We start from the raw sequence: 21,807 nt of genomic DNA on the forward strand, positions 1-21,807 counted from the left end.
CTCCTGGATAAACCGTTGTCATTAAGCAAGGGCCGACCTTAGAAGGTCTGGCCCAGAGAGAATTGGAACACCTGGGTATCGGCATCGTCCGGCTTCTTGACCGGCATTGCCAGGCTGAAGCTCAGCGGGCCCAGTGCGGTAATCCAGGTCACGCCCAGGCCGACCGAACTGGCCATGCCCGAGAACCCGACCTTCTCGCAATCAGGTTTGTTGCCGCAATTGGTGTCGAACACGTTACCCACGTCCCAGAACACAGAGGTGCGCAGTGAACGCTGGTCCTTGACGAACGGCAGCGGGAACAGCAGTTCGGCACCGCCTTGCACCAGCACGTTACCACCAAACGGCAACGGATCCTGATCCGGGTCGGCGATGGTGCCTGGCTTGCCACCTGCGGCCTCGCCGATGCTCGGGGTACTGCGCGGGCCCAGGCTGCTGTCCTTGAAGCCACGGACGGAGTTGAAACCACCCGCGAAATAGTTCTCGTAGAACGGCAGGCCGGAGGTGCTGCCGTAACCATCACCATAGCCCAGCTCGGTATGCAGGCGCAGGGTGTAGTCGCTGGTGATCGGCTTGAACAGCTGGCCACGGTAGTCAAGCTTGAAGAACGACAGGTCGCTGCCCGGAACGGTGGACTCCAGGGTCAGGCTTTGCGAGTGACCACGGGTGGCCAGTACGCCTTTGTTCAGGGTCGACTCGGACCAGCCGATCGAGGCCTTGAAGTTCAGGAAGTTGTCACCTTCCTGCTCGAGGAAGTCGAAGATCTCGTCAACGGTGTATTTGCCGGTCTTGATCTTGTCCTGCTGCACGCTCAGGCCGTAGGTCAGGCGCGAGGTTTCGCTGATCGGGTAGCCCAGGCTGACGCCGGCACCGTAGCTGTCCACCGCATAGCTGGCAACGTCGACGTCGAGGTCGTCGTAATCGGTGCTGCGGTAGAAGGCGTTGTAGCCCAGGCTGACGCCATCGGCGGTGAAGTAGGGATCAACGAAGCCGAAGTTGTAACGGGTCTGGTATTCCGAACGGGTCAGGCCGATGGATACCTTGTTACCGGTACCGAGGAAGTTGCTCTGGCTGATCGAACCACCCAGGATCAGGCCGGCGCTCTGGGCGAAACCGACGCTGGCGGTGATCGAGCCGGAGGCCTGCTCTTCGACGCTGTAGTTGACGTCGACCTGGTCGTCGGTGCCAGGCACCTGCGGGGTCTCGACGTTGACTTCCTTGAAGAAGCCCAGGCGCTCCAGGCGGGTCTTGGACTGGTCGATCAGGTAGGTCGACGCCCAGCCGCCTTCCATCTGGCGCATTTCGCGACGCAGCACTTCGTCTTCGGTCTTGGTGTTGCCGCGGTAGTTGATGCGGTTGACGTAGGCACGCTTGCCCGGGTCGACCACGAACATGATGTCGACCGTGTGGTCCTGATCGTTTGGTTGCGGCACGCCGTTGACGTTGGCGAAGGTGTAGCCTTCGTTACCCAGGCGGCGGGTGATCAGCTCGGACGTGGTGGTCATCACCTTGCGCGAGAATACCTGCCCCGGCTGCACCAGCAGCAGCGACTTGACCTGGTCTTCCGGCACCTTGAGGTCACCGGACAGCTTCACGTCGCGAACGGTGTATTTCTCGCCTTCGTTGATGTTGACGGTGATGTAGACGTGCTTCTTGTCCGGCGTGATGGACACCTGGGTGGAGGCGATGTCCATGTTGATGTAGCCGCGGTCCAGGTAGTAGGAACGCAGGCGCTCCAGGTCACCGGAGAGTTTTTCACGGGCGTACTTGTCGTCGTTCTTGAAGAACGACAGCCAGTTGGTGGTCTTCAGCTCGAACAGCTGCCCCAGGGTCTCATCATCGAATACGTTGTTGCCAACGATGTTGATGTGCTGGATGGCGGCGACGGTGCCTTCGTTGATCTTGATCTTCAGCGCCACACGGTTGCGCGGCTGCGGCACCACTTCGGCGTCGACCTCGGCCGAGTAGCGCCCCTGGGCCACGTACTGGCGCTGCAGCTCGTTACGCACACCTTCGAGGGTGGCACGCTGGAAGATCTCGCCTTCGGCCAGGCCCGATTGTTTCAGGCCCTTCATCAGGTCTTCGGTGCTGATCGCCTTGTTGCCTTCAATCTCGATGCTCGACACCGACGGGCGCTCGACCACGTTGATGATCAGCACATTGCCATCGCGGCTCAACTGGATGTCCTGGAAGAACCCGGTCTTGAACAGGGAACGAGTCGAGTCCACCAGGCGGCGGTCGTCGGCCTGGTCGCCAACGTTCAGCGGCAAGGCACCGAACACACTGCCAGCGGAAACCCGCTGCAGGCCGTTGACGCGAATATCGGAGATGGTGAAGGACTCGGCGTGAACTTCAGCGATCATCAGTGCGGACATGACCGCAGTTAGCAGCAGACGTTTCATGAAGTCCTTTTATTCCAACTGGCAATAAACAACCTGCCGTCTAAGAACGGCAGGTTCGCAATTGAGCGAAGCTTTATAGTCGACCCAGATCGTTGATCAGGGCGAGCAACATCACCCCTATGACCAAACTGATACCGATCTGAACCCCCCAACCTTGCACCCGATCCGACAGCGGACGACCGCGCGCCCACTCGACCAGGTAAAACAGCAAATGCCCCCCGTCCAGTACTGGAATGGGCAGCAGGTTAAGAACCCCCAGGCTTATGCTCAGGTAGGCCAGGAAATTCAGGAAATCCCCCACGCCGGACTGGGCTGAAGCGCCCGCCACTTTAGCAATGGTTATCGGTCCACTCAAGTTTTTTACCGAGAGCTCCCCGAACAGCATTTTCTTCAGCGATTCAAGGGTCAGGACGCTCATGTTCCAGGTACGCGACAAGCTCTCACCCACCGCATCCAGCGGGCCGTAGCTGATTTCGCGGAGCATGTTGGCAGGCCATTCGCCACCTTTGACACCAGCGCCAAGATAGCCACCGACTGCCTTGCCCTCCCCCTTGCGGGCCAAGGTCACCGGCAGCTCCAGGGCAGCGCCGTCGCGCTCCACTCGCACCATGACCTTGGCATCCGGACGGGCGCGCACGCGGTCGACTACCTGCTGCCATTCGGTCACTGCCACATCATCCAGAGCCAGCAGCTTGTCACCGGTTTTCAGGCCCGCAGCGGCAGCCGGCCCCTTCGGATCGATCTCGGCCAGCACCGGGGTGATCGCCGGGCGCCAAGGGCGCAGCCCCAGGGATTGAATCGGGTCCGGCTCGTCGGCGCCCTTGAGCCAACTGTCCAGCTTGACCTGCAGCTGGCGCTCGGCGCTGGCGCCCTCATCGCGCACGCCAATCTGCAAGGTACCGCTCTCGCCCAGACGACGAACCAGCTGCAAATTGACCGCCGACCAACCGTTGGTCGGCTTGCCATCTACAGAAACGATTTCCTGACCTGCGGTCAGCCCTGCAGATGCTGCCAGGCTGCCACTGTCGACCGCGCCGATAACCGGGCGGACTTGCTGGGTACCCAGCATCGCCAGCACCCAGAAAAACAGGATAGCCAGCAGAAAATTGGCGATAGGGCCTGCCGCGACAATCGCAATACGCTGGCGCACCGACTTGCGGTTGAACGACTGCCCGGCCAGCGCCGGCGGCACATCGCCTTCGCGCTCGTCGAGCATCTTGACGTAGCCACCCAGAGGAATGGCCGCAACAACGAACTCGGTGCCGTGGCGGTCATGCCACCGCAGCAGCGGCGTGCCGAAACCCACCGAGAAACGCAGCACCTTGACGCCGCAGCGGCGCGCCACCCAGAAGTGCCCGAATTCGTGGAAAGTGACCAGCACACCCAACGCCACGAGGGTGCCGATAATCATGTAGAGCGCTGTCATGTCCATCTCCGAATGATGTTCAGCGGGCCGGCATCCTGCCCAGCCCCCTCACGAACCTTGGCGGGCCTGCATCAGCGGCCGTGACGCCTCAGCCACTCACGGGAAAGCTCCCGGGCACGCTGATCGGCGGCAAATACCGCATCCAGCGACGGCAGCGGTACGACGGGTTCCTGGTCGAGTACCTGTTCGATCATACCCGCGATCTCCGGGAAGCGGATGCGCCGTTCAAGAAATGCCTGGACCGCGACTTCGTTGGCCGCATTGAGCACGGCAGGCGCGCTGTTGCCGGCCTCGGCAGCCTGCCGCGCAAGGCGCAGGCAAGGGAAGCGTTGTTCGTCGGGCGCCTGGAAATCCAGACGGGCGATGGCGAACAGGTCCAGAGGGGCAACCCCGGAATCGATCCGTTCCGGCCAGGCCAACGCGTTGGCGATCGGCGTACGCATGTCCGGGTTGCCCAACTGCGCGAGTACCGAACCGTCCACGTAGTCGACCAGCGAGTGAATCACGCTCTGCGGGTGCACCACCACCTCAACCTTGGACGGCACGGCATCGAACAACCAGCAGGCTTCGATCAACTCGAGGCCTTTGTTCATCATGCTGGCCGAATCCACGGAGATCTTGCGCCCCATGGACCAGTTGGGGTGCGCACAGGCTTGCTCCGGAGTCACGTCCAGCAGCGCCTCGACCGGCGTTTCGCGGAACGGCCCGCCGGACGCGGTAAGCAGGATCCGGCGCACACCGACGGCACTCAGGCCACGGGCGTAGTCGCCTGGCATGCACTGGAAGATAGCGTTATGTTCGCTGTCGATCGGCAGCAGCACGGCACCCTTTTGCCGCACCGCCTCCATGAACAGTGCGCCCGACATCACAAGTGCTTCCTTGTTGGCCAGCAACACCTTCTTGCCTGCCTCGACTGCCGCCAGCGTGGGGCGCAGGCCGGCAGCACCGACAATGGCTGCCATCACTGCATCCACTTCAGCGGCCGACGCCACTTGGCAAAGCCCGGCCTCACCTTCCAGCACCTCGGTGGTGCAGCCGGCGGCAGCCAGACCCGCACGCAACCTCACCGCCGCCTCAGTGCTCGGCACCACAGCGAATGCCGGGCGATGACGCACACATAAGGCCAACAGCTCGTCGATGCGCGAATAGCCAGTGAGGGCAAACGCTTGATAACGGTCAGGATGACGCGCAATCACATCCAGCGTGCTCAGGCCAATGGAGCCGGTGGCCCCGAGTACGGTAATACGCTGCGGGCGACTCACATCACACCCCATTCGGCAGCCCACAACAGCACGGCGAAGATCGGGATTGCCGCAGTCAGGCTGTCAATGCGATCGAGCACACCCCCATGCCCGGGCAACAGATTGCTGCTGTCCTTGATACCGGAGCGACGCTTGAACATGCTCTCGGTCAGGTCACCGACCACCGAGGACATCACCAGCAACGCAGCGCCCAACAGGCCCAGCAGGATCTGACCAAAGCCCCAGTCGCGGCTGATGCCGACACCCAGGGTAATCAACAGGCTGACCGCCAGGCCACCGTACACGCCTTCCCAGCTCTTGCCCGGACTGACCTGCGGAGCCAGCTTGCGCTTGCCGAATGCCCGGCCAGAGAAGTACGCACCGATGTCGGCGACCCACACCAGCACCATGACGGACAGGATCAGCCAGTTGCCCAGGGGCCAGTGCTTGAGCAGCACCAACCCTTGCCAGGCCGGCAGCAACACCAGCAGGCCGATCAGCAACCGACAGGCAGCACTGGCCCACAGGTCGCTGCTGCGCGGGTAGGTAAGCACCAGCCAGGTGGCCAGCCCCCACCAGATCACCGCAGCGCCCAGTACCCAGGGCGCCAGTTCCGGAAGGATGTACAGCAGCATCAGCGCCCCCGCGACCACCGCTGCATAGGCAATGCGCAGCGGCTGGGCCATCAGCCCGGCCAGGCGCGCCCACTCCCAGGCACCGAGGGTCACTACGAAGCCGATGAACAGGGCGAAATCCCCGCCATTGAGCAGGAAGAAACCACCCAGCGCGACCGGCAGCAGGATCAGCGCAGTAATGATGCGTTGTTTAAGCATTAAGCACGAGCTCCAGCCTCGACCTGCTCGCTGGTCTTACCGAAGCGGCGCTGGCGCGAAGCGAAATCGGCCAGGGCATTGCGCATGGCCTCGTGTTTGAAGTCCGGCCAGTAGAGGTCGGAGAAGTACAACTCGGCATAGGCCAGCTGCCACAACAGGAAATTGCTGATGCGGTGCTCGCCACCGGTGCGAATGCACAGGTCCGGTAACGGCAGGTCGCCGGTTGCCAGGCAGGTCTGCAGCAGACCCGGGGTGATGTCTTCCGGGCGCAGGTGCCCGGCTTGCACTTCCCGCGCCAGCCGCTGGGCAGCCTGGGCGATGTCCCACTGGCCACCGTAGTTGGCTGCTATCTGCAGAATGAAGCGGTTGTTGCCAGCGGTCACTGCCTCGGCCTCGCGCATGGCGGCCTGCAGCTCAGGATGGAAACGCGAACGGTCACCGATGATGCGCAGGCTGATATTGTTCTCGTCAAGGCGCTTGGCCTCACGGCGCAGCGCCGAGAAGAACAGCTCCATCAGCGCACCGACCTCTTCGGCAGGGCGCTGCCAGTTCTCGCTGGAGAAGGCGAACAGGGTCAGTACCTCGACCCCGGACTTGGCACAGACTTCGATGACCGCGCGAACGGCATCCACACCCGCCTTGTGCCCGGCCACGCCGGGCAGCAGGCGTTTTTTCGCCCAGCGGTTGTTGCCATCCATGATGATCGCGACATGACGCGGCACCGAGGACGGCGCCGCTGGCTTGGTCTTTTCCATTAAAAAACCCCGGCCTTAGACGGCCATCAGGTCCTTTTCCTTGGCTTTGAAGGCAGCATCCACTTCGGCGACGAACTTGTCGGTCAGCTTCTGGATCTCGTCCGCGGCGCGACGCTCTTCGTCTTCGCTGATTTCCTTGTCCTTGGTCAGCTTTTTCAGGTCAGCCAGGGCGTCGCGGCGCACGTTGCGCACGGCCACCTTGGCATCCTCGGCAACACCGCTGGCCTGCTTGGTGTAGCCCTTGCGGGTTTCCTCGGTCAGGGCCGGCATCGGCACACGGATGGTGGTACCGGCGCTGGACGGGTTAAGGCCCAGATCGGAGGTGAGGATGGCCTTTTCGATGGCAGCGCTGAGGTTCTTGTCGTGAGCGACGATCTTCAGGGTGCGGGCATCTTCGACGGTGATCGCGGCGACCTGGTTCAGCGGCATTTCGCTGCCCCAGGCGGTAACCTTGACGCTGTCCAGGATGCTTGGGTGAGCGCGACCGGTGCGGATTGCAGCCAGGTTGCGGGACAGGGCTTCGATGGACTTGCCCATGCGCTCCTGCGCGTCTTTCTTGATGTCGTTGATCATGCTTGGCCTTCCTCGATCAGTGTGCCTTCAGCGCCACCCACCACGATGTTCAGCAGGGCGCCAGGCTTGTTCATGTTGAATACCCGCAATGGCATCTTGTGGTCACGGCACAGGCAGATTGCGGTCAGGTCCATCACACCCAGCTTGCGATCCAGAACCTCATCGTAGGTCAGGTGATCGAATTTCTCGGCATGCGGGTCCTTGAATGGATCGGCAGTGTACACGCCATCGACCTTGGTCGCCTTCAGCACCACGTCAGCATCGATTTCGATGGCGCGCAGGCAGGCCGCGGAGTCGGTGGTGAAGAACGGGTTGCCGGTACCGGCGGAGAAAATTACCACATCCCCGGAGTTGAGGTGACGAATAGCTTTGCGGCGATCGTAATGATCGGTGACACCCACCATGGAAATGGCCGACATGACCAGGGCCGGGATGTTCGAGCGCTCCAGCGCATCGCGCATGGCCAGGCCGTTCATCACGGTAGCCAGCATCCCCATGTGGTCACCCGTGACGCGATCCATGCCGGCCGCGCTGAGCGCGGCGCCGCGGAACAGGTTGCCACCACCGATCACCAGGCCGACCTGGACGCCGATCCCTACCAACTGGCCAACTTCAAGCGCCATGCGATCCAGCACTTTCGGGTCGATCCCGAAGTCTTCCGAGCCCATCAGGGCCTCGCCGCTAAGTTTGAGCAAAATGCGTTTATAGCGAGGTTGGCGACCACTCACCTGCTGAGCCATTGCGAGTCTCTCCTGCGGCGTACTTTTAGAAAATTCGTGCGGGCTGTTTGCAGCCTGCTAACTGTAGCGTGGCACCGCTTCGGTGCCAGCGAAGAGGGAGTCGTATAAACCCCTCCCCGTTTTGACAAAGAGGCTGCGCGCGTGAGCGGGCAGCCTCTTTGGGGCGACAGACGGGGCTGTCTTACTGCTTGGCAGCAGCGACCTGAGCGGCAACTTCAGCAGCGAAGTCGTCGACTGGCTTCTCGATGCCTTCGCCTACTTTGAAGTAGGTGAAGGAAACGATTTCAGCACCGGCTTTCTTGGCCAGCTCGCCAACCTTGATTTCCGGGTTCATGACGAAGGCTTGCTCTTTCAGCGAGGCTTCGGCTTTGAACTTGGTGATACGACCGTTGATCATGTTCTCAACGATGTTTTCCGGCTTGCCGGCGATCTTGTCGGCGTTCAGCTGCAGGAAGACATTCTTCTCGCGCTCGATGGCCTCGGCGGAGATTTCCGACGAATCCAGGAACTCAGGGTTCGAAGCCGCAACGTGCATGGCGATGTTCTTCGCCAGCTCCACGTCACCGCCTTTCAGAACGACGACAGCGCCGATCTTGTTGCCGTGCAGGTAGGCACCGACAACGTCACCCTCAACGCGCACCAGGCGACGGATGTTGACGTTCTCGCCGCACTTGGCAACCAGGGCTTCACGAGCAGCTTCACGCGAGGCGATCAGCGGAGCGGCGTCGGTCAGCTTCTGGGCGAAGGCTTCTTCGAGGCTTTCGGCCACGAAGTTCTTGAAGTCGTCTTGCAGGGCCAGGAAGTCGGTCTGCGAGTTCACTTCCAGCAGGACGGCGGATGTACCGTCGGTCTTGACGGCGATAGCGCCTTCAGCAGCGACGTTGCCAGCCTTTTTGGCGGCCTTGATGGCGCCCGAGGCACGCATGTCGTCAATGGCTTTCTCGATGTCGCCGCCGGCCTTTTCCAGGGCCTTTTTGCAATCCATCATGCCTTCGCCGGTACGCTCGCGCAGTTCTTTTACCAGCGCTGCAGTAATTGCTGCCATTTCAAAATCCTCTTGGAAAGTTTTTCAACCATTCCACCCGTCAATCACGGGCGTTCAATTCTGCAAATCCGCTGTTTTCATTTCAGCAGGCCCATGATGCGGGGCCGATGCTGACAGCAGGATTTCAAGGTGGCAAAAAGGGGGCAAAGCCCCCTTTTTGCGTGCCAAGTAGACGCTAGCGCCTATTACTCAGCAGCAGGTGCAGCCGCTTCTTCAGCGTAAACTTCGGTGCCGCCGGCAACGTTGTTGCGGCCGCGGATGACTGCGTCAGCCATCGAAGTCATGTACAGCTCGATAGCGCGAATGGCGTCATCGTTACCTGGGATGATGTAGTCAACACCTTCCGGGCTGCTGTTGGTATCGACAACGCCGATAACCGGGATACCCAGCTTGTTGGCTTCGGTGATCGCGATGCGCTCGTGATCAACGTCGATAACGAACAGAGCGTCTGGCAGACCGCCCATGTCCTTGATGCCGCCCAGGCTGCGATCCAGTTTTTCCAGGTCGCGGGAGCGCATCAGGGCTTCTTTCTTGGTCAGCTTGGCGAAAGTGCCGTCTTCGGCCTGGGTTTCCAGGTCGCGCAGACGCTTGATCGAAGCGCGGATGGTCTTGTAGTTGGTCAGCATGCCGCCCAACCAACGGTGGTCAACGTACGGCGAACCGCAACGAGCTGCTTGCTCGGCGACGATCTTGCCGGCGGAACGCTTGGTGCCGACGAACAGGATCTTGTTCTTGCCCTGGGCCAGGCGTTCTACGAACGACAGAGCGTCGTTGAACATTGGCAGGGTTTTTTCCAGGTTGACGATGTGGATCTTGTTACGCGCGCCGAAAATGTACTTGCCCATTTTCGGGTTCCAGTAACGGGTCTGGTGGCCGAAGTGCACACCGGCCTTCAGCATATCGCGCATGTTGACTTGGGACATGATAGTTCCTTGATAAGTCGGGTTGGGCCTCCACGTATCCCAATGACCAACCCGCGAATTCTGCAACTCGGGGCACCCAGGTCATCGTGTCGACACGTGTGTGGGTTAAGTGCTGACGGGGTCGTCCCCGAAAGCGGCGCATTTTATACCACAGACCGCGAGCGAACGGAACCCGGATACTGTTGCGTCTGTCAGCACTTTTTGCAGCACCCCGGCTTTCGCGCCAGAATGCCAGCTGTAGACAACAGCATGGCCGCCTTTATCCCGACCGATCGGCGCCCTGCTCTGCTAGAATCCGGCCTTTCCCGTTTGTTCGCGCCGTGCACGGCGCCGTAGAGAGCCTGTAATGACCGTCACCATCAAGACCGCAGAAGACATCGAGAAGATGCGCATCGCTGGCCGCCTGGCCGCCGAAGTGCTGGAAATGATCGAAGAACACGTCAAGCCCGGTGTCACCACCGAAGAGCTCGACCGCCTGTGCCACGATTATATCGTCAACGTCCAGCAGGCCATCCCGGCACCGCTCAACTACAAGGGCTACCCGAAGTCGATCTGCACCTCCATCAACCATGTGGTCTGCCACGGCATCCCCAACGAAAAGCCGCTCAAGGACGGTGACACGCTCAATATCGACGTCACCGTGATCAAGGACGGCTACCACGGCGACACCAGCCGCATGTTCCACGTCGGTAACGTGCCGGTCTGGGCCGAGCGCCTGTCCAAGGTCACCCAGGAATGCATGTACAAGGCCATCGAGCTGGTCAAGCCGGGCTGCCGCCTGGGCGACATCGGTGAAGTGATCCAGAAGCACGCGGAAAAGAACGGTTTCTCGGTAGTGCGCGAGTTCTGCGGTCATGGCATCGGCAAGGTGTTCCACGAAGAGCCGCAGATCCTCCACTATGGCCGCGCTGGCACGGGCATGGAGCTGAAGGAAGGCATGACCTTCACCATCGAGCCGATGATCAACCAGGGCAAGGCCGACACCAAGGTGCTGGGCGACGGCTGGACCGCCATCACCAAGGACCGCAAGCTCTCGGCCCAGTGGGAACACACTTTGGTGGTGACCGCGACTGGCTACGAGATCTTCACCCTGCGCAAGGACGACACCATCCCGCGCACTTCGGCCTGACCGCACCCCGACAGGCCACCCCACGACAGGAACGTGACGCGATGCCCCAGGTGGACCCCGAGCTGTTCGACCGTGGCCAGTTCCAGGCGGAACTGGCCCTCAAGGCGAGCCCCATCGCCGCCTTCAAGAAAGCCATCCGCCTGGCCGGCGAGGTGCTCGACAAACGTTTTCGCGCCGGCAGCGACATCCGCCCGCTGATCGAGGCCCGCGCCTGGCTCGTCGACAATATCCTGCAACAGGCGTGGAACCAGTTCGACTGGGGCGACCAGAGCGGCATCGCCCTGGTTGCGGTGGGCGGCTACGGGCGCGGTGAACTGCACCCGCATTCGGACATCGACCTGCTGATTCTGCTGGGCGCTGCCGAGCACGAGCAGTACCGCGACGCCATCGAGCGCTTTCTGACCTTGCTGTGGGACATTGGCCTGGAAGTCGGCCAGAGCGTGCGCACCGTCGACGAGTGCGCCGAACAGGCCCGCGCCGACCTGACGGTGATCACCAACCTGATGGAAAGCCGCACCATCGCCGGCCCCGAGGCCTTGCGCCAGCGCATGCTGGAAGTCACCAGCACCGCGCACATGTGGCCGAGCAAGGAGTTCTTCCTGGCCAAGCGCGCCGAACTCAAGGCCCGCCACCACAAGTACAACGACACGGAGTACAACCTCGAACCCAACGTCAAGGGTTCGCCAGGTGGCCTGCGTGACATCCAGACGGTCCTTTGGGTGGCCCGCCGCCAGTACGGGACGCTCAACCTGCATGCACTGGCCGGCGAAGGCTTCTTGCTGGAAAGCGAGAATGAACTGCTGGCTTCGTCCCAGGACTTCCTCTGGAAAGTCCGTTATGCCCTGCACATGCTGGCCGGACGCGCCGAAGACCGCCTGCTGTTCGACCACCAGCGCAGCATCGCCACGCTGCTGGGCTACAGCGATGAAAACCCCAAGCGGGCGATCGAACAGTTCATGCAGCAGTACTACCGGGTGGTGATGAGCATCAGCCAGCTGTGCGACCTGATCATCCAGCACTTCGAAGAGGTTATCCTCGCCGATGAGGAAAGTGGCAGCACCCAGCCGCTGAACGCGCGGTTCCGCCTGCATGACGGCTACATCGAGGCCGCCCATCCGAACGTGTTCAAGCGCACGCCATTCGCCATGCTGGAAATCTTCGTGCTGATGGCCCAACACCCCGAGATCAAGGGCGTGCGTGCCGATACCGTGCGCCTGCTGCGCGAACACCGCCACCTGATCGACGACACGTTCCGCACCGATATCCGCAATACCAGCCTGTTCATCGAGCTGTTCAAGTGCGAAATCGGCATCCACCGCAACCTGCGCCGGATGAACCGCTACGGCATTCTTGGCCGTTACCTGCCAGAGTTCGGCCTGATCGTCGGGCAGATGCAGCATGACCTGTTCCACATCTATACGGTCGACGCGCATACCCTCAACCTCATCAAGCACCTGCGCAAGCTGCAATACACGCCGGTGTCCGAGAAATTCCCGCTGGCCAGCAAGCTCATGGGGCGCCTGCCCAAACCCGAGCTGATCTACCTGGCCGGCCTGTACCACGACATCGGCAAGGGTCGCCAGGGCGACCACTCGGAAATCGGTGCAGTGGACGCGCAGAAGTTCTGCGAACGGCACCAGTTGCCGGCCTGGGACAGCCGTCTGATCGTCTGGCTGGTGCAGAACCACCTGGTGATGTCGACCACCGCTCAGCGCAAGGACTTGTCCGACCCGCAGGTGATCAACGACTTTGCCCTGCACGTGGGCGACGAGACGCGCCTTGATTACCTGTACGTACTGACCGTGGCCGACATCAACGCCACCAACCCCAGCCTGTGGAATTCTTGGCGGGCCAGCCTGCTGCGCCAGCTGTACACCGAAACCAAGCGCGCCCTGCGCCGCGGCCTGGAAAACCCGCTGGACCGTGAAGAGCAGATTCGCCAGACCCAGTCTTCAGCGCTGGATATCCTGGTGCGCGAGGGCACCGACCCGGATGACGTCGAGCAGCTATGGGCGCAACTGGGCGATGACTATTTCCTCAAGCACACGGCCGCCGACGTGGCTTGGCACACGGATGCGATCCTGCAGCAACCGGCCGATGGCGGGCCGCTGGTGCTGATTAAGGAAACCACCCAGCGCGAGTTCGAAGGCGGCACGCAGATCTTCATCTATGCCCCCGACCAGCACGATTTCTTCGCCGTGACGGTGGCGGCCATGTCGCAGTTGAACCTGAACATCCACGACGCACGGATCATCACGTCGAGCAGCCAGTTCACCCTCGACACCTATATTGTGCTGGACAACGACGGTGGCTCGATCGGCGACAACCCACAGCGGGTCAAGCAGATTCGCGATGGCCTGACCGAAGCGCTGCGCAACCCCGAGGACTACCCGACCATCATCCAGCGCCGGGTACCGCGGCAGCTCAAGCACTTCGACTTCCCACCGCAAGTGACCATCCTCAACGATGCCCAGCGGCCGGTGACCATCCTCGAAATCACCGCGCCAGACCGCCCGGGCCTGCTGGCCCGGCTGGGGCGGATCTTCCTGGAGTTCGACCTGTCACTGCAAAACGCCAAGATCGCCACCCTCGGCGAGCGGGTAGAAGACGTGTTCTTCATTACCGATGCCGACAACCAGCCGCTGTCAGACCCGCAGCTGTGCAGGCGCCTGCAGGAAGCCATCGTGCAGCAACTGCAGGCCGGCCAAGGTAGCGACACCAGCCAGACCCGCGTGACCTTTTAACGATTAGACGATTGACGAGACCTTGCGCCGATGAACCATGCCTTGACCCAGCTTCAGCCCTATCCGTTCGAAAAGCTTCGCGCCCTGCTGGGCAGCGTGAAGCCTGCGGCGGACAAACGCGCCATCGCCCTGTCGATCGGTGAGCCGAAGCACGAATCGCCGGCGTTCGTTGCCCAGGCCATGGCCGACAACCTCGACAAGCTGGCGGTTTACCCCAGCACCCTTGGTTTGCCAGCCCTGCGCCAGGCCATCGGCCAGTGGTGCGAACGACGCTTTGGCGTGCCCGCCGGCTGGCTGGACGCCGACCGCCACATCCTCCCGGTCAACGGCACCCGTGAAGCGCTGTTCGCTTTCACCCAGGCCGTGGTCAACCGCGCCGATGACGGCCTGGTGATCAGCCCCAACCCGTTCTACCAGATCTACGAAGGCGCAGCGCTGCTGGCCGGTGCCACCCCGCACTACCTGCCGTGCCTGGAAAACAACGGTTTCAACCCGGACTTCGACGCCGTACCGGCCGAGGTGTGGAAGCGTTGCCAGATCCTGTTCCTGTGCTCGCCGGGCAACCCTACCGGTGCGCTGGTGCCGATGAACACCCTGAAGAAGCTGATTGCCCTGGCTGACGAACACGACTTCGTGATCGCCGCCGACGAGTGCTACAGCGAGCTGTACTTCGACGAGGATGCGCCACCGCCAGGCCTGCTGTCGGCATGCGCCGAGCTTGGCCGTAGCGATTTTGCGCGCTGCGTGGTGTTCCACAGCCTGTCCAAGCGCTCCAACCTGCCTGGGCTGCGCTCGGGCTTCGTCGCGGGCGATGCCCAGATCATCAAGCCGTTTCTGCTGTACCGCACCTACCACGGCTGCGCGATGCCGGTGCAAACCCAGCTGGCCAGCATCGCTGCCTGGCAGGACGAGGCGCATGTACGCGCGAACCGCGACCAATACCGGGCCAAGTACGATGCCGTGCTGGATATTCTGCAGCCGGTACTGGACGTGCAACGCCCGGACGGCAGTTTCTACCTGTGGGCCAAAGTACCGGGCGACGATGCCGAGTTCACCCGTGACCTGTTCGAAGCCCAGCATGTGACCGTGGTACCGGGGTCGTACCTGTCGCGTGAAGTGAATGGCGTGAACCCGGGTGCCGGGCGCGTGCGCATGGCACTGGTTGCACCGCTGGCCGAATGCATCGAAGCGGCGGAGCGGATTCGCGCCTTCCTGCAAAACCGCTGATCTGGCAGGGGCCTGTGGGAGCGGGTTACCAGCGCGGCACGGCCGGTGCCATTTACCGCGCTGGATTCTTCGCGGGTAAACCCGCTCCTACAGGGGCTGCAACGCAGCCCTCTTGGGATCTACTTGACTGAACCCAGGTTCGCCTCACTCATATCCAGCTCACCCAGTACTTGCCGCACCACCTCATCCCCCACCAGGTGCTGACGATGCAGGTTATACAATTCCAGCCGCTGCGCCCTCAGGGCACGCAAGCGTAAACGCCGCTCCAGCAAGTCCATCTGTGCGGCCAGGGCCTTGGCTTCGGCACTGTCGTCGTAGCTTTCCAGCTCATCCCGGTATTCAGCCATCAAGCGCGCCTTCAACTCGGTCGCCAACGTTGCCTGCGCAGCATCCTGCGGTGCGTTGCTGTCGATCACCTCTTCTGCCTCCAAGGCATGAATCGCCGCCTCGGCTGTGCGCCGCCAGGCTTCCTGCACCTCTTGGTGCAAGCGCTCGTCAGGGCTCTTGGTCACCCCTCGCAGTAACAGCGGCAGGGCAAGGCAGGCACTGATCAACGACAGCAGAATTACCCCCGCAGCAATGAAGATAAGCAGGTCACGCTCCGGGAACGCTGTACCAGCCCCTATCAGCAACGGGATCGACATGACACCCGCCAGGGTGACAGCGCCGCGCACACCCCCCAAGGTCAGCAACCAGCAGGAACGCGCCGTAGGCATCAGCACCAGTGCCGGCTTGCCGCGCCAGCGACGGACCACGCCGATCGAGCGCCAGATACTCTGGACCCAGATGAACCGCAACACAATCAGTGCGGCAAAGATCGCCACCACGTCCAGGCAGCGGTAGGCCAATGTCGGCCAGAGGGTCGCTTCGTGGCTGACCACAGCCTTGATGATGTCTGGCAACTGCAAGCCCAACAACAGGAAGATCAGGCCATTGAAGGCAAACTCCAGCAACGACCACACACTGCGGTTGAGCAGGCGGGTACTGGTCTGACGCGGCAGCAGGTCGAGCCAGCTCTGCATCATGCCGGCCGCCACCGCCGAGAGAATACCCGAAACGCCCAGGCGCTCGGCCAGCACGTAGGCTGCGAACGGCAGCAGCAACATGAACACCACATGGGTAGCCGGATCGTCCCAGCCCCGGGTGATCATCCACATGCGCAGGCGACCGATCAACCAGCTCAGTACCACGCCCACCGCAAGGCCGCCCAGTGCGACCAGCACGAAGCTGAAGCTGGCGTCAGCCAACGAAAACACCCCGGTGATCGCCGCCGCCAAGGCGAACTTGAAGGTTACCAGGCCCGACGCGTCGTTCATCAGCGCCTCGCCCTGCAGCATGTGCATCAGGGGAGTGGGCAGGCGGTCCTGGGCAATGGCCGAAACGGCCACGGCGTCGGTCGGCGAAAGCACTGCGGCCAGGGCGAAGGCCACCGGCAACGGGATGCTCGGCAGCAACCAGTGGATGAAGTAACCGGCGCCGACCACGGTGAACAACACCAGCCCCACGGCCAGCGCCACTACCGGGCCACGAATGCGCCATAACTCACGCTTGGGGATGCGCCAGCCGTCGGCGAACAGCAGCGGAGGCAGGAACAGGAACAGGAACAATTCGGGGTCAAGGGCTACATGCAGGCCCAGCGTCGGCCACGCCAGCAAGGCACCGGCGGCAATCTGTACCAGCGGCAATGGCAGCGGGATCACACGGCCGACCAGCTTCGACAGGCTGACCAGGGTCAGCAGGATGAGGACGGTGTAGGCGGACTGCATCCGGTAAGGCTTCCTTTGTGAACCAGAAACGACAACGGGGCGAAACATCGCCATTGAAACAATATGTTAGCGGCGATCGGCGAGCTGGGGCCGCTGCACGATAGTCGCAGGTGGCGGTTGAATATGTAACATGATGATACTTAGGTTTGATGGTAGGGCCTGCCTTGAGTCTTGTAGCGCCTTTGAGATCGAGCGTCGCCAGGTTCCCGGCTTAAGACATACAGCGCCTGCGAGATCGAGCGCCGCCAGGTTCCCGGCTTAAGAGATTCAGCGCCTGCGAGAACGAGCGCCGCCCGCGCGGCGCTTCGCGGGTAAACCCGCTCCTACGTTTGTTTCGGGCCAGTATCGCCTGTGCCAGACCCGCGCGACCGCCTTGTTTGTACGACGCGATATCGAGGCGTGCGCCAAGAGATCGAGCGCCGCCAGGTTCCCGGCTTAAAAGATTCAGCGCCTGCGAGAACGAGCGCCGCCCGCGCGGCGCTTCGCGGGTAAACCCGCTCCTACGTTTGTTTCGGGCCAGTATCGCCTGTGCCAGACCCGCGCGACCGCCTTGTTTGTACGACGCGATATCGAGGCGTGCGCCAAGGCGTTCGCGCGCAAATGCCACAGGCATAACTGGCCCGAAACAAACGTAGGAGCGGGTTTACCCGCGAAGCGCCGCGCGGGCGGCGCTCGATCTCAAAGGCGCTGAATCTCTTAAGCCGGGAACCTGGCGGCGCTCGTTCTCACAGGCGCTGAATATCTTAAGCCGGAACCTGGCGGCGCTCGATCTCACAGGCGCTGAATATCTTAAGCCGGAACCTGGCGGCGCTCGATCTCAAACGCGCTACAAGACTCAAGGCAGACCTAACCACGCCCCACCAACCTCCAAGACTTGCACACCCGTGGCGCTCCCAGTCTCGTTCCCGCATAATCCCGCGACTGACATCGAAAAACGGAGAGATTGGGGCAACCTGTATCCCCAATGTACACAATGACCTACACGCTCTACGGCATCAAAGCCTGTGACACCATGAAAAAGGCGCGTACCTGGCTCGAAGACAACGCCATCGCCTACGAATTCCATGATTACAAAACCCAAGGCATCGACCGTGACAGCCTGAACCGCTGGTGCGACGAACACGGCTGGGAAGTCATCCTCAACCGTGCCGGCACCACCTTCCGCAAGCTGGACGACGCCAGCAAGGCAGACCTCGATCAGGCCAAGGCCGTCGAGCTGATGCTGGCCCAGCCGTCGATGATCAAACGCCCGGTGCTCGACCTTGGCGCGCGTACCCTGGTTGGCTTCAAGCCCGACCTGTACGCCGCTGCCCTGGCCTGAGCCCCCACCCTATTTCGCACGAGGTAATCACATGTCCAATACCCTGTTCAGCCTGGCCTTCGGTGTCGGCTCCCAGAACCGCCAGGGCGCCTGGCTGGAAGTGTTCTACGCACAACCACTGCTCAACCCGAGCGCCGAACTGGTTGCTGCAGTAGCCCCTGTTCTCGGTTACGAAGGTGGCAACCAGGCCATCGCCTTCAGCAACGCCCAGGCCGCACAGCTGGCCGAAGCCCTGAAAGGCGTGGACGCTGCCCAGGCCGCCCTGCTGACCCGCCTGGCAGAGAGCCACAAGCCGCTGGTCGCCACCCTGCTGGCCGAAGACGCTGCCCTGAGCTCGACCCCAGAGGCCTACCTCAAGCTGCACCTGCTGTCGCACCGCCTGGTCAAGCCGCATGGCGTAAGCCTGGCCGGTATCTTCCCGCTGCTGCCTAACGTGGCCTGGACCAACCAGGGCGCGGTCGACCTGGGCGAACTGGCCGAGCTGCAACTGGAAGCACGCCTGAAGGGCGAGCTGCTGGAAGTGTTCTCGGTGGACAAGTTCCCGAAAATGACCGACTACGTGGTCCCGGCCGGCGTGCGTATCGCCGACACCGCCCGTGTGCGCCTGGGCGCCTACATTGGCGAAGGCACCACCATCATGCACGAAGGCTTCGTCAACTTTAACGCGGGTACCGAAGGCCCGGGCATGATCGAAGGCCGCGTTTCCGCTGGCGTATTCGTCGGCAAGGGCTCGGACCTGGGCGGCGGCTGCTCGACCATGGGCACCCTGTCTGGTGGCGGCAACATCGTCATCAAAGTCGGCGAGGGCTGCCTGATCGGCGCCAACGCCGGTATCGGTATTCCGTTGGGCGACCGCAACACCGTCGAAGCCGGCCTGTACATCACCGCGGGCACCAAGGTGAACCTGCTGGACGAGAACAACGAACTGGTCAAAGTGGTCAAGGCCCGCGACCTGGCCGGCCAGACCGACCTGCTGTTCCGCCGCAACTCGCTGAACGGCGCGGTAGAGTGCAAGACCCACAAGTCGGCCATCGAGCTGAACGAAGCGCTGCACGCTCACAACTGAGAACCCTGCCGGGTTTGAGGTGTTAAGATCGGGTCTGGCGCCAATGCACCAGACCCGATTTTCATTCCAGGCCTCGCAAACATGTTCCAGCCCTCTCCCTGGCGTGCCGACTTCCCCGCCATCGCCGCCCTGCAACGGCAGCACCAGACCTATCTGGACAGCGCCGCCACCACCCAGAAGCCGCAAGCCTTGCTCGATGCCCTGAGCCATTACTACGGCCATGGCGCAGCCAACGTGCACCGTGCCCAGCATTTGCCAGGTGCGCTAGCGACCCAGGCCTTCGAAACCAGCCGCGACAAGGTCGCCACCTGGCTCAATGCCGCAGACTCGCGGCAGATCGTGTTCACCCACGGCGCCACCTCGGCACTGAACCTGCTGGCCTATGGTCTGGAGCACCGCCTCGAAGCCGGTGACGAAATTGCCGTCAGTGCCCTGGAGCATCATGCCAACCTGCTGCCCTGGCAACAGCTGGCGCACCGGCGCAACCTGCGCCTGGTGGTGCTGCCACTGGACGCCCATGGTCGTATCGACCAGGACCAGGCACTGCAACTGATCGGCCCGCGCACCCGAGTGCTCGCCATCAGCCAGCTGTCCAACGTGCTGGGTACCTGGCAACCGCTGCCAGCGCTGCTGGCCTATGCCCGCGCCCAAGGCGCGCTGACGGTGGTCGATGGTGCCCAGGGCGTGGTGCATGGTCGCCAGGACATGCAGCAACTGGGCTGCGACTTCTATGTATTTTCAAGCCACAAGCTGTACGGTCCGGACGGCGTCGGCGTGCTCTATGGCCGCGCCCAGGCCCTGGAGCTGTTGCGCCACTGGCAGTTCGGTGGCGAGATGGTGCAGCTGGCCGAGTACCACAGCGCCAGCTTCCGTTCCGCGCCCCTGGGCTTCGAAGCGGGTACGCCGCCGATTGCCGGGGTGATCGGCCTGGGTGCAACGCTGGACTATCTGGCCAGCCTCGATGCCCATGCGGTCGCAGCGCATGAAGCCAGCCTGCACCAGCACCTGCTGCGTGGCCTGGGCGACCGCGAGGGCGTGCGGGTATTGGGCGCACCGCAGACGGCCCTGGCCAGTTTCGTCATCGAGGGCGTGCACAACGCCGATATCGCTCATTTGCTGACTGAACAGGGCATTGCCGTGCGTGCCGGCCACCACTGCGCCATGCCACTGCTGAAGGGGCTGGGATTGGAAGGCGCGATACGGGTATCGCTGGGTTTGTACAACGACAGCGATGACGTGCAGCGTTTCTTCGACGCGCTGGACCAAGGCCTGGAGCTGTTGCGATGAGCCTGCCGGAACAGGCGCACCAAGCGCTAGAAGCTTTTCAACAGGGCAAAGGCTGGGAACAGCGTGCGCGGCTGCTGATGCAGTGGGGTGACCGCCTGGAGCCGCTGGCTGATGCCGAAAAGACCGAGGCCAACCGGGTGCATGGCTGCGAGAGCCTGGTGTGGCTGGTGGCGGAGCAGATCGAGGGCGTGTGGCGGTTCAAGGCCAGCAGCGATGCCCGCTTGTTGCGTGGGCTGCTGGCGCTGTTGCTGGTGCGGGTGCAGGGACTGGCCAGTGAGGAGCTGGCCGGGATTGATCTGCGCGAGTGGTTTACCCAGCTCGGGCTGGAACGCCAACTGTCGCCGTCGCGCAGCAATGGGCTGCATGCGGTGTTGCAGCGGATGGCGGAGTTGGCGTCCAACCGCTGAATCGGCGCCGGTTTCTTCGCGGGCCTGCCCGCGAAGAAACCCACGCGGTCTTATTCAGGCTTGACCCGTTCCGACGGCCGGCGCGCTCCAGCCACCAGTTTTTCTATCGCCTTGCTCGCCGCTACCATGCCAAAGGTCGCAGTCACCATCATCACCGCACCAAAGCCACCCGAGCAGTCCAGCCGCACGCCTTCACCGACAAAGCTTTTCTGCAGGCAGACGCTGCCATCCCCCTTGGGGTAACGCAGCTGTTCACTGGAGAACACGCACGGCACGCCATAGTTGCGGCTGACATTACGCGAGAAGTTGTAGTCGCGGCGCAGGGTGGAACGCACCCGCGAAGCCAATGGGTCATTGAAGGTCTTGTTCAGGTCGGCGATCTGGATCTGCGTCGGGTCGATCTGCCCACCCGCGCCACCGGTAGTGACAATGGCAATCTTGCGCCGCCGACACCAGGCGATCAGCGCCGCCTTGGCCATGACGCTGTCGATGCAGTCGATCACGCAGTCGAGGTGCTCGGTGATGTACTCGGCCATGGTCTCGCGGGTGACGAAGTCGGCCACCGCATGCACCGTACACCCCGGGTTGATCGCCCGCAGGCGCTCGGCCATGACCTCGACCTTGGGCCGCCCCACCTGCCCTTCCAGCGCATGGGCCTGGCGGTTGGTGTTACTGACGCAGACATCGTCCAGGTCGAACAGGGTGATCTCGCCCACGCCGCTGCGTGCCAGTGCTTCGGCTACCCACGAGCCCACCCCGCCAATACCGACCACAGCCACATGGGCCTGGCCCAGACGTTGCAGCCCCTGGTCGCCATACAACCGGGCAACGCCGGCAAAGCGTGGATCTTCTGTGCTCATGTTCATACCCCAAAAAACCGGCGCGCATTATATGCCAGTGAACCCTTGGCCTGCATCGTTAGGAA

At 62.4% G+C, this 21,807-nt stretch carries 18 protein-coding genes; 7 read left to right on the forward strand and 11 right to left on the reverse strand.

Annotated features, from left to right (window positions below; genetic code table 11):
* Positions 1-38: 38 nt before the first annotated feature.
* From bamA to rpsB, 9 genes are all read right to left on the reverse strand, one after another.
* Positions 39-2,399: an outer membrane protein assembly factor BamA gene (gene bamA, locus ACZ889_RS26255; RefSeq protein ID WP_003252308.1), complete on the reverse strand. Its 2,361-nt coding sequence runs from the start codon at positions 2,397-2,399 to the stop codon at positions 39-41.
* A 73-nt stretch (positions 2,400-2,472) separates the two neighbouring features.
* Complete coding sequence (rseP, locus tag ACZ889_RS26260; protein WP_029615616.1) at positions 2,473-3,825, reverse strand: RIP metalloprotease RseP; 1,353 nt, start codon at positions 3,823-3,825, stop codon at positions 2,473-2,475.
* Positions 3,826-3,896: 71 nt separating this feature from the next.
* Positions 3,897-5,087: a 1-deoxy-D-xylulose-5-phosphate reductoisomerase gene (ispC, locus tag ACZ889_RS26265; protein ID WP_088513367.1), complete on the reverse strand. Its 1,191-nt coding sequence runs from the start codon at positions 5,085-5,087 to the stop codon at positions 3,897-3,899.
* Positions 5,084-5,899 carry a phosphatidate cytidylyltransferase gene (locus ACZ889_RS26270; protein WP_476257962.1) on the reverse strand — a complete coding sequence of 272 codons (816 nt, stop codon included), beginning with the start codon at positions 5,897-5,899 and terminating at the stop codon, positions 5,084-5,086. The genes ispC and ACZ889_RS26270 overlap by 4 nt, the downstream gene beginning before the upstream one ends.
* Positions 5,899-6,654, reverse strand: coding sequence for a polyprenyl diphosphate synthase (gene uppS, locus ACZ889_RS26275; protein ID WP_010952675.1), 756 nt, complete (start codon positions 6,652-6,654; stop codon positions 5,899-5,901). The genes ACZ889_RS26270 and uppS overlap by 1 nt, the downstream gene beginning before the upstream one ends.
* A 15-nt stretch (positions 6,655-6,669) precedes the next feature.
* Entirely contained in the window at positions 6,670-7,227 is a 558-nt protein-coding gene (gene frr / locus ACZ889_RS26280) for a ribosome recycling factor (RefSeq protein WP_003252296.1), read from the reverse strand.
* Positions 7,224-7,967, reverse strand: coding sequence for a UMP kinase (gene pyrH / locus ACZ889_RS26285; protein ID WP_003252294.1), 744 nt, complete (start codon positions 7,965-7,967; stop codon positions 7,224-7,226). Before pyrH ends, frr begins: the two co-directional genes overlap by 4 nt.
* 181 nt (positions 7,968-8,148) lie before the next feature.
* Entirely contained in the window at positions 8,149-9,012 is an 864-nt protein-coding gene (gene tsf, locus ACZ889_RS26290) for a translation elongation factor Ts (protein WP_010952674.1), read from the reverse strand.
* Between the two features lie 185 nt (positions 9,013-9,197).
* A complete protein-coding gene (gene rpsB, locus ACZ889_RS26295) occupies positions 9,198-9,935 on the reverse strand; it encodes a 30S ribosomal protein S2 (RefSeq protein WP_003252287.1) in 738 nt (245 codons plus the stop codon).
* 346 nt (positions 9,936-10,281) lie between these two features.
* Here rpsB and map point away from each other — a divergent pair, with 346 nt between their 5' ends.
* The 3 genes from map to dapC are packed head-to-tail and all read left to right on the forward strand — an operon-like array spanning position 10,282 to position 15,035.
* Positions 10,282-11,064: a type I methionyl aminopeptidase gene (gene map / locus ACZ889_RS26300; protein ID WP_047604494.1), complete on the forward strand. Its 783-nt coding sequence runs from the start codon at positions 10,282-10,284 to the stop codon at positions 11,062-11,064.
* A 41-nt stretch (positions 11,065-11,105) separates the two neighbouring features.
* Positions 11,106-13,808 (forward strand): [protein-PII] uridylyltransferase, encoded by a 2,703-nt coding sequence (locus ACZ889_RS26305; RefSeq protein WP_476257963.1) that lies wholly within the window; start codon positions 11,106-11,108, stop codon positions 13,806-13,808.
* Between the two features lie 30 nt (positions 13,809-13,838).
* Positions 13,839-15,035 (forward strand): succinyldiaminopimelate transaminase, encoded by a 1,197-nt coding sequence (gene dapC, locus ACZ889_RS26310; RefSeq protein ID WP_003252280.1) that lies wholly within the window; start codon positions 13,839-13,841, stop codon positions 15,033-15,035.
* 119 nt (positions 15,036-15,154) lie between these two features.
* Here the strand turns inward: dapC and ACZ889_RS26315 are convergent, their stop codons facing one another.
* On the reverse strand, positions 15,155-16,801 hold the full coding sequence (locus ACZ889_RS26315; protein ID WP_476257964.1) for a Na+/H+ antiporter: 1,647 nt from the start codon (positions 16,799-16,801) through the stop codon (positions 15,155-15,157).
* A gap of 973 nt (positions 16,802-17,774) precedes the next feature.
* Here ACZ889_RS26315 and ACZ889_RS26320 point away from each other — a divergent pair.
* The 4 genes from ACZ889_RS26320 (at position 17,775) to ACZ889_RS26335 (ending at position 20,882) form a co-directional block, all read left to right on the forward strand.
* Entirely contained in the window at positions 17,775-18,122 is a 348-nt protein-coding gene (locus ACZ889_RS26320; RefSeq protein ID WP_176682752.1) for an ArsC family reductase, read from the forward strand.
* A 31-nt stretch (positions 18,123-18,153) separates the two neighbouring features.
* Positions 18,154-19,188 carry a 2,3,4,5-tetrahydropyridine-2,6-dicarboxylate N-succinyltransferase gene (gene dapD, locus ACZ889_RS26325; RefSeq protein WP_004574732.1) on the forward strand — a complete coding sequence of 345 codons (1,035 nt, stop codon included), beginning with the start codon at positions 18,154-18,156 and terminating at the stop codon, positions 19,186-19,188.
* Between the two features lie 81 nt (positions 19,189-19,269).
* On the forward strand, positions 19,270-20,475 hold the full coding sequence (locus ACZ889_RS26330) for a cysteine desulfurase (RefSeq protein ID WP_476257965.1): 1,206 nt from the start codon (positions 19,270-19,272) through the stop codon (positions 20,473-20,475).
* On the forward strand, positions 20,472-20,882 hold the full coding sequence (locus ACZ889_RS26335; protein WP_003252266.1) for a SufE family protein: 411 nt from the start codon (positions 20,472-20,474) through the stop codon (positions 20,880-20,882). Before ACZ889_RS26330 ends, ACZ889_RS26335 begins: the two co-directional genes overlap by 4 nt.
* Before the next feature lie 50 nt (positions 20,883-20,932).
* Here the strand turns inward: ACZ889_RS26335 and tcdA are convergent, their stop codons facing one another.
* Entirely contained in the window at positions 20,933-21,742 is an 810-nt protein-coding gene (tcdA, locus tag ACZ889_RS26340) for a tRNA cyclic N6-threonylcarbamoyladenosine(37) synthase TcdA (RefSeq protein ID WP_003252264.1), read from the reverse strand.
* Between the last annotated feature and the right edge of the window lie 65 nt (positions 21,743-21,807).

The organism is Pseudomonas sp. TE3895 (assembly GCF_056278855.1).